The following is a 13,410-nucleotide window of genomic DNA, read 5'->3' as shown; positions in this document are numbered from 1 at the left end:
GAGGTTTTCTCATGGGTGTTTTTGATGTTGTCGGGCCGGTTATGATCGGGCCCTCCAGTTCCCACACGGCAGGGGCTGCCCGCATCGGGCTCATGGCCCGAGAGATTTTGAAAGACGAGCCGAAAAAAGCCGTCATCACCGTCTACGGTTCATTTGCTAAAACGTATAAGGGCCATGGTACCGACCGGGCGCTGGTCGCCGGCCTGCTCGGCTTTTCGGCGGATGATGTCCGCCTGAGAACGTCCTTCAGCCTGGCGGAAGAGGCGGGGCTCGAAATCGATTTTCAGCGTTCTGATGCCGAAGTCCACCATCCCAATACGGTGCGCATTGCCATGACCGGGGCTTCGGGAAGGCAGGTTGAAGTCCTCGGCGTATCTCTCGGCGGCGGTAAAATTGAAATCCGTGAAATCAACCGAGCCGAAGTGGCCTTAAATGGGGAAGAACATACACTGATTACGGTTCATCGCGACCAGCCGGGCATCATTGCCCAAGCGACGACGGTCCTGGCTATCGGCCATATCAACGTATCGAATATGCGTGTATTTCGCAGTGCTAAAAATGCAACGGCCGTCATGATCGTCTGCACGGACAGTGCCGTGCCGCCGGAAATCGTTCATATGATTGAGAACATTACGGCCATCGAAAGCGTCGTGACACTGCGTCCTATTTAGGAGGAATAAAATGTATAAATATGAATACAATAGCCTTCATGACCTGCTGACTCTGGCCGAAAAAGAAGGAACGACCTTGGCCGATATCGTCGTCCGTCATGAAGTAGAGTCATCGGAAGTTTCGGAAGAAAAAGTACGGGCTATGATGGACAGCCGCCTCGATGTTTTTCAGGAATCCATCGATGCCGGTATGAACGACCCGGGAAAATCGGTCAGCGGCCTTGTCGGCGGCGATGCCCATAAATTGGCCGGGAGCACGCCGACGCTTTTGGGAGCACTGGCCCATAAAGCCGCCATCTATGCCTTGGCGGTCAGTGAGGCGAACGCCAAGATGTTTAAAATCGTCGCCTGCCCGACGGCCGGGTCCTGCGGTATCGTTCCGGCCGTCATGATGGCCGAGGCCGAAACACTGAATATTTCCCGAGAAGCCATGGTAAACGCCTTGTTTATTGCATCGGGCATCGGCGCCGTCGTGTCTCACAATGCCACCGTTGCCGGCGCCGTCGGCGGCTGTCAGGCTGAATGTGGCACGGCAGCCGCTATGGCAGCCGCAGCGGCGGCATCCATGGCTGGCGGCAGTAACGATATGATCTTACAGGCTTTTGCCCTGTGCCTGAAAAATACCTTGGGGTTGGCCTGTGACCCCGTTGCCGGATTAGTGGAAGTACCCTGCGTCAAGAGAAATGCCGTCTTTGCCGTTGAAGCGCTGGCAGCAGCTGAAATGGCGCTGGCCGGGATTCAGAGCGTTATCCCGCCGGATGAAGTCATTGCGGCTATGGCTGAAATCGGCCGAATCATGCCGGTGGCATTAAAGGAAACGTCCGACGGGGGACTCGCTCGGACGGAAACGGGGAAGGCCATTGCTGCCCGATTGGAAAAGGCGATGGAAGCATAAAAAAAACGCTTTCAGGGAGATTCGGGCCATGAAAAAAGACTGCCCATAGGCAGTCTTTCCGGCTCTTCCTGTACTACTCTTTTTCCCTTATCTCTGCTCGGTTTTGCGCAAGTGCCGGCTGTCCCTCGAGACGGCGGTAAATCATTCGGCATAGGCTGGCAGAAATGGGAGCATCCTTAGGCTGACAGGTAAATTCAACGATCAATTCAGCTTCGAAACGATTCAGTTCTACCCAGCGTACCTTCAATGTAAGTCATCCCTTTGCGGTTAATATAGTTCGGTTCGTTACTTCTTATTTTACTATACCGCCCGGCCTTTTACAAGACAGTTTGCGGCCCTCTGAGTTGACAATTTTGAGGTTTGTTGCTATGATATATCCCGTCAATTGAACAGGCGATACGGTCCGCAGGGAATCTCTCCGACAAGGAGGCTGGCGACTCTGAAACGGTTATCGTCATAATCGTGAAAGAGGGGGCTTCGCATTTGCGCCGCCCCTTTTTTGATTGCCAAAAGACGGAATATTTATGTTATAATGAAGTTGAGTATAACGCAAAGGGGGGAGATTCCATGAATACCTTACCGTTACAGACCGCCTGTCGGCCTCGATTTTTTTCCTTAACGGATACAAAAAAAATCAATGGGCTGCACCATGAATACGGACAGGCTGTCCAACAGTATTTCCACCGCCTTTTTCCTCACCGCCGCTGGCAGGTTTTTCGAGATCCCATTGGCACACCGCTGTCCATCGATGTAGAAATCCTGTACCCGACGGAGGAAGAGCCATTTTACCTGCTTCATACCATGGGCATGAGTGCGGCGCCCATGCGCTATCCGTCCGGTAACTTTGCGGCGGCGAACGAAAGCTACAGTGAATTGTGTCTCATCCTTCCGGCTCGCTGGCCTTTTCGGCGAGAGCGGGGCCTGTCACTGAATGATAAGGCGGCCTGGCCGATTTGGCTGCTCATGGAATTGGGCCGCTTTCCCCACGTTCACGACGTATGGATGGGGTATGGCTTTTTGCTGCCCAATCGGGAAAAACCGGAGTCTTTTGCTGAGGATACAGCGCTGTCCGGCATTGTCATCGTTCAGTTTGAAGGACAGCTGGGAGGCGTTAAGATGCCCGATGGGACGGCAGTGGAACTTCTCATGCCTATCCTTTTATATAAGGAGGAAATGGATCTGTGCAGCGATATTGGCATTGACAGCTTGGTCGATGCGGTTCTCGATGAATGCGGCGGTTCTTTCCTGCTCAATAAAGATCGGCCGAATATCGCCCTCGAGGACGATACGGGGCCTTAAAGAAAGGTGGATGGACGATTGTGATTACCAGTACGACGACGCTCGTTCCAGATAGTCCGGCTGCTGCCTATGATGCCTATCGTCAGGCTGCGTCCGCTGTTTTTTTGGCGGGAACGCAGGGGTTGAAATATAGAAAAGAGCATTATGAGTTGGCCGTTGATCTATCGAAGGCCGGGCTCAGCTACATTGAAGAGGAAGGCGATGAAATCGATATCGGCGCCATGACGCCCTTATGGCAGATTAAGATTTCCCCGGTCATTCAGAAACTGGCCGGTGGAGCCGTCAGCCGTGCCATCAGTGATATTGCCGATAAAGATATTCAGCGCTACGGAACTCTTGGCGGCGTTATTTCAGGGAAAGGTGCTTTTTCCGTGCTGCTGCCGATTCTCCTGTCTCTGCACGTCGACGTGCTGCTCCAGGATAAGGGGCGCATGAGTTTAGAAGATTACCTGCAGTGCCCTCCCATGGGCGAATTGGTTACGGGTATTTCCATTGCCCGAGAAGAAGTGTATACTGCTTATAAGGCCTATCGGCGGCTGCCGTCGGATGAACCTTATTTGGTTGGCGCAGCGTCACTTCGGGATGATTCATGGCGCATCGTCGTCGGCGGCCGTCCCGGAGCAGCTGCCATTGCCCGGTCAGCCAGTGATGAATTGACGGAAAAGGGCATGGCGGTTAAGGAAAATGTAGCCCACTTAGCCAGTGAAGAACTGGATTTTGGGAATTTCGGTACCTGCTCGGAAGCGGAACGGCGGAGTTTGACGATTGAAATGGTTCGCAGTCTTATTAAAGCGGCTTCGAAGGGATACAGCCGTCATATTGCAAATTAGGCGTATAAAAGGGGGTTCATTCATGTTTAAAGATAATCGTTGGCGGCGTATGCTGCAGCCTGGAATTACGGCCATTGTAGGCGCCGGCGGAAAGACGACAGTATTAGAGCGTCTCGGCACGTATGGCCACGGAGGCCATTTGCCTATGATGGTCAGCAGTATCGTTCCCATGGACAGCATGCGCGTCGATAATGTCGAGCCGTTTGACGTCATCTGCACGAAAGATGTAGAAAAGGGTGAAGCTTTTTGTGCCGAACGAATCGCAGCCGGACACGTGCCGGCCTGGTTTGCCGGTCTCGATGATCAGGACTGCTATATCGGCCTTGATCCTAAGGTCATCGATGAAATCAAACAGCGTCATCCGGCTTGGTATATCCTCATCGAGGGAGATGCCGGTCGTGATAAATGGCTCAAGGCACCCCTGGCTGACGATATCCCCCTGCCTGAAAGCTGCGATACGGTCATCGGTGTCCTCAACCTGCAAATGTTGGGCAATGTCATCAGCGGTGATAAGATAGAGGGTGTCGAAACGGCGGCGGCTATCATGGGACGTCCTTGCGGTGCCGTTATTACGCCGGCCATGTTGGCTAAGCTCATCCGGCATCCGCGCGGCTTGTTCCGCGGTACGCGCTGCACGCGCATCCTTTTCTGCACGGGTTATAATTCCGTCCAGCACCGCATGACGGAAGCGCTCCTCGACGATCTTGAAGACTTCGACCTTACGGCCAGTGTCCTGGCTGACGGCTATCGAGAAACCTGCACGATACGGCAGTATATTAATTATGATAATGTAAGAAAGAAACGGATGTAGTACGAATGAAGCAAACAGGAAGATTATTTTTTGGATGTATTTTGTGCGCTGCCCTGGTAACCTTGGGCTTTCTATTGAATGTCGACCGCGATGAAGTCATTGCTGCGGCGGAAGAGAGCCACGTCCCACCGGTGAAGGAAGTTTTTTCTTCAAAACCCGATGTGGCCTTCGTCGGCGACGATTTTTCTCTGCCTGCTGTGGATAATGATAAACCGGTTTATGATAAATATACGACTCGTCAGCGTCAGGAAAAAGGCCTTCCGACGACGTATGGCGGAGTGAGGGATTACTATTACGGCGACAACGTCGTGTACCTGACTTTCGATGACGGACCGAATGATAAGAATACGCCGCGGATCTTGGAAATCCTGAAAAAAGAAAATATAAAGGCCACCTTTTTCTTGACCGGTCAGAACGTCGTCCGTTACCCTGATGTGGTCAAGCAGATTTATCAATCCGGCAATGCCATGGGACTTCACTCCTATACCCATGATTATAAAAAAATATACCAATCGCCTAAGGCGTATATCGGTGAAATGATGGAGACCGAAGAGGCAATTTATAATATCATCGGCGTCCGGCCGATTATCTCCCGGGCACCGGGCGGAACAAAAGGGCACTTTACCGATGCTTTTTGGCCGGCTATTGAAGAACTCGGGTATGTCGAAGTTGGTTGGAATGCCTTGACCGGCGATGCTGACGGTACCGGGAAGTCTGCCGGAAAGGCCGTTGAGAATATTAAACAGCAGCTTGAACTGCGGCCGTACCTTCACCGCCATCTGGTTATCCTCATGCATGATGCCTCGGGTCATGGCGCGACGGTCGACGCTTTGCCGGCCATCATTAAGCTCTTAAAAGACCGGGGTTATACCTTCCGCGTCGTTACGACGGCTATCCCGCCGTCCTGGTAAAAGCATACATGCTATGTGTATAAAGTATGTAAAAAAACGACTGGTTAAACGATTATCTACAAGGATTCTCATATCTATACAGAGAATCCTTGTTTTTTTAGCCTTGACAACTATCTCGTTGAGGTATACAATGACGACAACGAATTTTTAAATGAGGAGATCATTATGAATATGCCATGCTTACGTCAGGCAATTGAATACGTCTTTACTTATTTTGGCTGGGGCTACCTGTATTTTAGCGCTGGCTATTTTTGGTGCGACGAATTCAATACGACTGATGTAGACATGAGGAGACTTCTATCTGTTCCCTTGAAGCCGGCTTTAGCCGGATAAGAAAGGAACGAGGGACAGGCGAGACATAAAGGCTTTTTGAAGCAGGCTCATGGGAGCCTGCTTTTTTTATTTGAAAGGGAGGAGACACGACAATGATTATTGTGTTGAAAGCAAATGCGACAAAAGAAGAAGTAAAACCATTGATTGACAGCCTCAAAGCCAAGGGACTGCAGATTGACATCAGTAAAGGTACCCGCCAGACCGTCATGGGCCTTGTCGGAAACACCGGTGTCATCGATGTCGAAAGGGTGCAAAGCTATGAATTTGTTGATAAAGTCATGCGTGTCGAAGTCCCTTACAAACGAGCCAGCCGTGCCTTTCATCCTCAGGATTCGGTCATTCCTGTCGGCAGCAGCGGTGTTTCTATCGGCGGTAAAAAATTAGCCGTCATTGCCGGTCCCTGCTCCATTGAAACACCGGAGCAGATCGAAGGCGTCGCCTGTGACGTTGCAAAATCCGGGGCAGCTGTTCTTCGCGGCGGAGCTTTTAAACCGCGGACGTCGCCGTACTCCTTCCAAGGACTCGGAAATAAGGGGCTTGATATGCTGCGTGAGGCTGGCCGCAAGGCAAAACTTCCGGTCATCACGGAAATCATGTCGGCCGATAAATTGCCGGTCTTTCTTGAAGACGGCGTCGATATCATCCAAATCGGGGCTCGTAACATGCAGAATTTCGACCTCCTGCGAGAAGTGGGCAAGACGAGAAAGCCTGTCTTATTAAAAAGAGGCCTCTGCGCGACCATCGAAGAATGGCTCATGTCGGCGGAATACATCATGGCTGAAGGCAACCGCAACGTCATCCTCTGTGAACGGGGCATTCGGACGTTTGAGACATACACCCGTAATACCCTGGATTTAAGCGCTGTCCTTGCCGTTAAAAGGCAAAGCCATTTGCCCATCGTCGTCGATCCCAGTCATGCGACGGGAAAACGCTGGATGGTTGCTGATTTAGCCAGAGCCGCCGTGGCTGCCGGTGCCGATGGGCTGATGATTGAAGTACATAATAATCCCGATAAGGCGTTGTGCGACGGTGCGCAGTCGATTACCCCGGCCATGTTTACGGAGCTCATGGATTCGCTTCGTAAATTGGCGCCCATTGTGGGACGGGAATTATAAGGAAAGCAGGGAATGTGATGGATACGGAAGCTAGTGGTTTTAATACAAATGAGACGGTGGCTATCATCGGCCTGGGCCTTATGGGCGGCTCCTTTGCCCGCGGCCTGCGGCGCATCGGAACGAAGCATATTATCGCCGTCGATCCCGATGAGAAGGCCCTTCAAAAGGCTAAACAGGAAGGGATGGTCGACGAAGTCTATACGACGGGAAGCCCCGCTTTGAAACGGGCTAAGATGATTATTTTCTGTACGGCGACGGCGGTCATGATCCGATTTTTGGCGGAACATAAGACCTTCTTTGCACCGGGGACGATCGTAACTGACGTGGCCGGCATCAAGGGCGATACGGCCGATGCCATTAAGGTCCTCCTCCCGGATGGCGTCGACTTCATCCCCGGTCATCCCATGGCCGGGCGGGAAGGGCGAGGCTATGCCATGGCCAGTGCCGACATTTTTAACAATGCCAATTACATCCTTGTGCCGATGGCAGAGAATAAGGAAAATCATCTTTTGGCCGTTACCAGTATGGCCATGGCTCTGGGCTGTGTCCATGTCGTTCGCGTATCGCCGGAAAAACACGATCGCTTCATTGCCTATACCAGCTGCCTGCCCCACGTCTTGGCGACGGCTTTGGTTAACAGTGAATCGATGGACACGATGACCAAATACTTCGTAGCCGGCAGCTTTCGCGACGGTACCCGCGTAGCCGACATCAATGCCGCTTTGTGGACCAGCCTGTTCTTAGCCAATAAAGAGAATCTCATACATGAAATCGATTGCTTCCGAAATGCTTTACATGATTTTTCGACCATGCTCTCAGCGGAAGATACGGAAGGCATGACCCGATTTTTACAGCAAGCCGCTGCGCGGAGAAGGGACTTAGTTTATGAAACACATTCACGTTGAATTAGGAAAAGATTCGTATGATATTCATATTGAAAATGGCCTGCTAGATCGGGCCGGCGACTACATCCGCAGCCTGACCAAGTCGCAGACCTTAGCCGTCATTACCGACTCCCATGTCGATGCCCTCTATGGACCGCGGTTGGAGGATTCTCTGAAGTCGGCAGGATTTCGGGTTCATCGACTGGTCTTCCCGGCCGGAGAAGAACATAAATGTGCAGAATCCCTTCTCGCCTTATACCAGTCCCTGTCCGATTCGGGAATTACCCGCAGCGACTATGTCATCGCCTTTGGCGGCGGCGTCGTCGGTGATCTAGGCGGCTTTGCAGCTGCGACCTTCTTGCGGGGCATCCCCTTTATTCAAATTCCAACGACGATCATTTCCCAGGTCGACAGCAGCGTCGGCGGAAAAGTCGGCATCGATTTGCCGAGCGGCAAGAACCAGGCCGGTAATTTTTATCAGCCCAAAGGCGTTCTTATCGACCCGGCATTGCTGCAGACCTTGCCCAAACGATTTATCCACGACGGCATGGGGGAAGTCATTAAATACGGCTGTATCCGCGATTTGGAGCTTTTTGAACTGTTAGAAAACCTCGACGATGAAACTGTTTTTGATCATTGGGAAGAAATCATCGAGCGCTGCTGTAAGAGTAAAGCCGATCTCGTCGAACGAGACGTCCTCGACATGGGGGAACGCATGATTTTAAACTTCGGCCACACCATCGGCCATGCCATCGAAGGCTGCTACGGCTTTGGCTGTTATACACACGGCGAAGGCGTCGCCGCCGGCATGTCGATGCTGACCGGCGTTACCGAGGCGATGGGCCTTACGAAAGAAGGCACGGCGATGCGGCTTCGAAAACTTCTCAGCCGCTACGGCCTGCCCGTCGACGTCGATGCCTCGGCAGCCGACCTCATCCCCTATATCAGTAATGATAAGAAGATGAGGGGCAATCACATGACGCTTATCATTTTGAAAGAAATCGGCAAGGGACGACTGCTGCCCATTGAGGCAGAGGAGTTGCCGAAATACATCCGAAAGAAGGTCGCTCCATGAATGTAACCATTAAACCACAGGCCCTGCAGGGGACGGTAGAAGCTCCGTCTTCGAAGAGCATCGGTCACCGCGACCTCATTTGCGCAGCCCTGGCAGACGGCGAGAGTCTCGTTGACAATATCTCCTTATCACAGGATATCGAGGCGACTTGCCACATCCTGAATGCCTTAGGTGCCGATATTACACCGGCGGCTTCGGTTCATCCCGGAAGATCGGCTTACCTCGTCAAAGGTGGGCTACGGAAACAGTCCGGGACTTTATCGGTCGATGCCAACGAGTCGGGGTCGACACTGCGATTCCTCGTTCCCGTCGCCGTGGTAAGCGGCAACCGCTGCACCTTTTCCGGAAGAGGCCGGCTGGCAAAAAGACCATTGACTCCGTATTATCAACTCTTTGATGAAAAAGGCCTCGCCTATGATACGACAGACGGCGGCCTGCCTTTGACGGTAGAAGGCCGTCTTACAGCCGGATCCTACGCGCTGCGAGGCGATGTGAGCTCTCAGTTCTTTACGGGACTGCTCATGACCTTGCCCCTTCTCGACGGTGATTCGCACCTTCGCAGTACGACGCCTCTTGAATCGGCAAGTTATGTCAACATGACCATCGACTGCCTGCGCCATCACGGCGTCGTCATCGATAAAGAATGGGACGGTTCTTACCGCATTGCCGGCAACCAGTCTTATCAGCCGGGTACGTATACCGTCGAAGGGGACTACTCCCAGGCAGCCTTTTGGCTCTCTGCCGGGACCTTGGGACGGGCCGTCTGCTGCCCCGGCCTTCGTCAGAACTCCTCTCAGGGCGACGAAGTCATCGTATCCCTCATCCGCGACATGGGCGGCCAAATTGAAGGTAAGACGGAATTGACGGCCTGCCCGTCGGACCTTGTCGGTCGAGTCATCGATGTGAAGGACTGCCCGGATCTGGTGCCGGTCCTGACTGTATTGGCCTCTTGTGCCAAAGGGATTACCCGCATCATCCACGCCGGTCGGGTACGCCTGAAAGAATGCGATCGCCTGCACGCCATGGCGACGGAGCTCAATAAAATCGGCGGCGACGTCGAAGAAGAAGCAGAAGGACTCATTATTCACGGCGTCGATGGCTTTACGGGCGGTACAGTCAGTGGTTGGAATGATCACCGCATCGCCATGGCACTGGCCGTCGCGTCCCAGCGCTGCAGCCGGCCCCTTCGGATTGAAGGTGCTGACTGCGTCCGTAAATCCTATCCCGACTTCTGGCAGGATTTCGAGACCTTAGGCGGTATCATTGAAAAGGAGGAAGGATAAGATGAATACCTTTGGACAGACCATCGGCCTTACGATTTTCGGGGAATCTCACGGCGCTTCCATCGGCGCCGTACTGGACGGCCTTCCGGCCGGAATGGCCATCGACTGGGAGGACGTCAGGCAGGAAATGGCCAGGCGGGCACCGGGAAAGAATAAGCTGTCGACGACGCGGTCGGAAAAAGACGCCTTTGAAATCCAAAGCGGCTTTTTTAACGGCCATACGACGGGGACGCCTTTATGTGCTATGATCCGCAACGGCGATCAGCATTCGCGGGATTACGATCAGCTGCGCCATATCATGCGGCCCGGCCATGCCGATTACTCCGGCAAGATCCGTTATGGCGGCTTCAACGACTACCGCGGCGGCGGCCACTTTTCCGGCCGGCTGACGGCGCCGTTGGTCTTTGCCGGTGCCGTCGCTTCCCAGATGTTGGCCAGTAAAGGTGTCGTCATCGGATCCCATATCCTGCGCGTGGCTGACGTCACGGATGCGAGCTTTTCGCCCCTCGGTGAATCGGCAGAAACTTTGCAGGCCTTAAAAGCGGAAACCCTTCCCGTCCTCGATAAGAAAAAGGCCGCGGCGATGGAAGAACGAATCGTAGCCGCTAAAAATGACCTCGACTCCGTCGGCGGCGTCATCGAATGTATGGTTACGGGCCTTCCGGCAGGTCTAGGCGATCCTTTTTTCGACTCCGTTGAAAGCTGCCTCAGTCACATGATGTTCTCCGTGCCTGCCGTAAAGGGCATTGAGTTTGGCGACGGCTTTTCTTTAACCGGCCTTCGCGGCTCAGAGGCCAACGATGCTTTCTATTACGACCAAGAAGGTGTGGTGAAGACCAAAACCAATCACAACGGCGGCATCAACGGCGGCATTACCAACGGCATGCCCCTCGTATTCCGCCTGGCCGTCAAGCCGACGTCATCCATCAGCCAGCAGCAGGATACGATTGATACGGATACGCAGGAAAACTGCCAACTGGTCATCAAAGGCCGCCACGATCCGTGCATCGTCCAACGGGCCGTTCCCGTCGTCGAAGCGGCAGCAGCCTGGGCCATCCTCGACGTTTGGCTGTCGACGAAAGGGCGGTGTCTGTAATGGAGGAACCTGGTGAGAAAGAACTGCGCATCGCCTGTTTCGGCCGGCCCGGTTCCTATACGGATGAAGCCATGGGGCTCTATTTCGACGATCGGGATTTTGCGGCAGCGTATTTCCCGCATTTTGAAGACGTCATCCAAGCCGTCGCTTCCCGGAAGGTCCGATACGGCGTCTTGCCGATTGAAAATTCATCGACCGGCGGAATCACCGATGTCTATGACTTCATCCATCGCTATGACTGCTGTATCGTCGGAGAGAAATACGTCAAGATAGACCATTGCCTGCTCGGCCTGCCGGGGACAACGATTGACGACCTTCGTGAAGTCTATTCCCATATTCAGGGACTGAATCAGTGCCGGGACTATCTGAAACATCATCCAAAGTGGCAGCTCCACCCTTATTTCAGCACATCGGAGAGCGCCGAAAAGGTCCGGGATATGAAAAATCCCTATATCGGGGCCATTGCCAATAAGACAGCAGCCAAGCTGTACGAATTGGACGTACTGGCAGAATCAATCAACGACAATACCCAGAACTATACTCGTTTTTTCATCATTACGGCTGACCGGGAAGAAGTGCCGGAGGCAGATAAAATCACCTTGGTCCTGACGACGCAGCATCGCCCCGGTGCCTTGTATCACGTCTTGGGCTACTTTTTCTACAACGGTATGAATATGACTCACTTGGAGTCACGGCCCCTTAAAGGGAGGCCTTTTGAATACTTTTTCCACATCGATGTCATGGGAAATCTCAGCGATCCGGCAACGGCCCGGGTACTGCATAATCTGGCAGAACACTGCAACTACTTTAAAATTCTAGGCAACTACGTATCCGACCGAGGAGGGATATAGATGAAGTTAGGCGTCATCGGAGCTAAACTGGGCCATACGGCTTCTCCGGCAATCCACGACAAACTGTTTCGCATCTTACAAGTTCAGGATAAATCTCGCTACGGCGTCTTAGAAATGGACCGCAACGACATTCCCAATGAACTGCGGCGCCTTCGCTATGAAGGCTATACCGGGGCCAACGTTACCATTCCTTATAAATTAGACGTCATGCCCTATTTGACGGATATCTCTCGGGAAGCCAGGATTATCGGCGCCGTCAATACGATTCACTTTACCGATCACGGTACCTTCGGATACAATACAGATTACTGCGGATTCGGCCGCTCTTTGGCTCATGCCGGCATCTCTGTGAAAGATAAGGAGTGCGTCGTCCTCGGTTCCGGTGGTGGAGCCCGGGCTATCATCCAATACCTCTTTGATTACGGGGCAAAATCTATCGTCGTCGTATCGCGGAGACCTCATTCAAAGACGGATTTTGAAGCCTTTACGAAACGCATCGGCGTCGAAACTATCGATTATCATACTTTTGAAACGTCTTGCCGCGGCGATATCCTGGTAAACTGCACACCTGTCGGCATGTTTCCCAATATCGACGGTTGTCCCATATCGGAATCGGCTGTGGCCAGGTTCCCGGCCGTCGTCGATATCGTATACAATCCGAAAGATACCTGCATTTTGCAGGCCGCAAAGCGCCATGGTGCCAAGACCTTAAACGGCATGTACATGCTCGTTGCCCAGGCCATAGGCTCTGAAGAAATTTGGATGGATCAGGAAATTGCCTCGACCGTTATTGAACAGATTGCAAAGGAGATGGAACATTATTATGAAAAATAAACAGAACATCATCATCATCGGTATGCCCGGCAGCGGTAAGACGACTTTCGGACGAGCTTTGGCACAGCGTCTGGGACGGGACTTTTTCGATGCCGATGACGTCATCATAGCCCAAGAAGGAAAGACGATTCCCGAACTCTTTGCCGTCAGTGAAGATTGCTTCCGCGATGCCGAAGTACGGGCCAGCAAGACGCTCGCGGCTAAAGAAGGGACGGTCGTCGCCTGCGGCGGCGGCGTCGTCAAGCGCTCGGAAAACATCGAAATCTTTAAACAGACGGGCATCGTCTTCTTCCTCGATCGCTCACCTGATGACATCGTCAGCGATGTTGACGTATCGACGCGGCCCCTCTTAAAAGACGGAAAACAGAAAGTATATGACCTTTACGACGAACGCATTGGCCTTTATCGCAATGCCGCCGATTACCGTGTTCTCAATGATAAAACCATCGAGGAAGTATTAGATTCCTTTGAAACCCTTATTGAAACGATTGAATAACTCCCGAAACAGATATCCCCTTAGGG

15 protein-coding genes are annotated in these 13,410 nt (G+C 52.7%); all 15 read left to right on the top strand.

Annotated elements, in window-relative coordinates:
• Window positions 1–11: 11 nt before the first annotated feature.
• The 15 genes from sdaAB to A0U42_RS10555 all read left to right on the top strand — a co-directional run bounded on the left by sdaAB (window position 12) and on the right by A0U42_RS10555 (window position 13,384).
• A complete protein-coding gene (gene sdaAB / locus A0U42_RS10620; RefSeq protein ID WP_065360952.1) occupies window positions 12–671 on the top strand; it encodes an L-serine ammonia-lyase, iron-sulfur-dependent subunit beta in 660 nt (219 codons plus the stop codon).
• 10 nt (window positions 672–681) lie between these two features.
• Window positions 682–1,566: an L-serine ammonia-lyase, iron-sulfur-dependent, subunit alpha gene (gene sdaAA / locus A0U42_RS10615; RefSeq protein WP_044505362.1), complete on the top strand. Its 885-nt coding sequence runs from the start codon at window positions 682–684 to the stop codon at window positions 1,564–1,566.
• 567 nt (window positions 1,567–2,133) lie between these two features.
• Entirely contained in the window at window positions 2,134–2,865 is a 732-nt protein-coding gene (locus A0U42_RS10610; RefSeq protein WP_065361031.1) for a suppressor of fused domain protein, read from the top strand.
• A 20-nt stretch (window positions 2,866–2,885) separates the two neighbouring features.
• Window positions 2,886–3,695, top strand: a complete 810-nt coding sequence (locus tag A0U42_RS10605) for an FAD binding domain-containing protein (RefSeq protein WP_065360951.1) — start codon at window positions 2,886–2,888, stop codon at window positions 3,693–3,695.
• 22 nt (window positions 3,696–3,717) lie between these two features.
• Window positions 3,718–4,506 (top strand): selenium cofactor biosynthesis protein YqeC, encoded by a 789-nt coding sequence (gene yqeC / locus A0U42_RS10600; protein WP_044505363.1) that lies wholly within the window; start codon window positions 3,718–3,720, stop codon window positions 4,504–4,506.
• A 5-nt stretch (window positions 4,507–4,511) separates the two neighbouring features.
• Window positions 4,512–5,417 carry a polysaccharide deacetylase family protein gene (locus tag A0U42_RS10595; RefSeq protein WP_065360950.1) on the top strand — a complete coding sequence of 302 codons (906 nt, stop codon included), beginning with the start codon at window positions 4,512–4,514 and terminating at the stop codon, window positions 5,415–5,417.
• Between the two features lie 165 nt (window positions 5,418–5,582).
• Complete coding sequence (locus A0U42_RS11680; RefSeq protein WP_176698867.1) at window positions 5,583–5,750, top strand: hypothetical protein; 168 nt, start codon at window positions 5,583–5,585, stop codon at window positions 5,748–5,750.
• 92 nt (window positions 5,751–5,842) lie between these two features.
• Window positions 5,843–6,865 (top strand): 3-deoxy-7-phosphoheptulonate synthase, encoded by a 1,023-nt coding sequence (aroF, locus tag A0U42_RS10590; protein ID WP_065360949.1) that lies wholly within the window; start codon window positions 5,843–5,845, stop codon window positions 6,863–6,865.
• Between the two features lie 17 nt (window positions 6,866–6,882).
• Complete coding sequence (locus tag A0U42_RS10585) at window positions 6,883–7,770, top strand: prephenate dehydrogenase (protein ID WP_065360948.1); 888 nt, start codon at window positions 6,883–6,885, stop codon at window positions 7,768–7,770.
• A complete protein-coding gene (aroB, locus tag A0U42_RS10580) occupies window positions 7,751–8,824 on the top strand; it encodes a 3-dehydroquinate synthase (protein ID WP_065360947.1) in 1,074 nt (357 codons plus the stop codon). The genes A0U42_RS10585 and aroB overlap by 20 nt, the downstream gene beginning before the upstream one ends.
• Window positions 8,821–10,107: a 3-phosphoshikimate 1-carboxyvinyltransferase gene (gene aroA / locus A0U42_RS10575; protein ID WP_065360946.1), complete on the top strand. Its 1,287-nt coding sequence runs from the start codon at window positions 8,821–8,823 to the stop codon at window positions 10,105–10,107. The genes aroB and aroA overlap by 4 nt, the downstream gene beginning before the upstream one ends.
• A 1-nt stretch (window position 10,108) precedes the next feature.
• Window positions 10,109–11,203, top strand: a complete 1,095-nt coding sequence (gene aroC, locus A0U42_RS10570) for a chorismate synthase (RefSeq protein ID WP_065360945.1) — start codon at window positions 10,109–10,111, stop codon at window positions 11,201–11,203.
• On the top strand, window positions 11,203–12,054 hold the full coding sequence (pheA, locus tag A0U42_RS10565) for a prephenate dehydratase (RefSeq protein WP_065360944.1): 852 nt from the start codon (window positions 11,203–11,205) through the stop codon (window positions 12,052–12,054). The genes aroC and pheA overlap by 1 nt, the downstream gene beginning before the upstream one ends.
• Complete coding sequence (locus tag A0U42_RS10560; protein WP_065360943.1) at window positions 12,055–12,888, top strand: shikimate dehydrogenase; 834 nt, start codon at window positions 12,055–12,057, stop codon at window positions 12,886–12,888. It abuts the gene before it with no gap.
• A complete protein-coding gene (locus A0U42_RS10555) occupies window positions 12,878–13,384 on the top strand; it encodes a shikimate kinase (protein WP_065360942.1) in 507 nt (168 codons plus the stop codon). Before A0U42_RS10560 ends, A0U42_RS10555 begins: the two co-directional genes overlap by 11 nt.
• Window positions 13,385–13,410: the final 26 nt, after the last annotated feature.

The organism is Megasphaera sp. DISK 18 (assembly GCF_001682955.1).
Lineage (GTDB): Bacteria > Bacillota > Negativicutes > Veillonellales > Megasphaeraceae > Megasphaera > Megasphaera massiliensis.
Note: the sequence above shows the minus strand (reverse complement) of the source record. Positions and strands in the feature narration are given on the sequence as shown.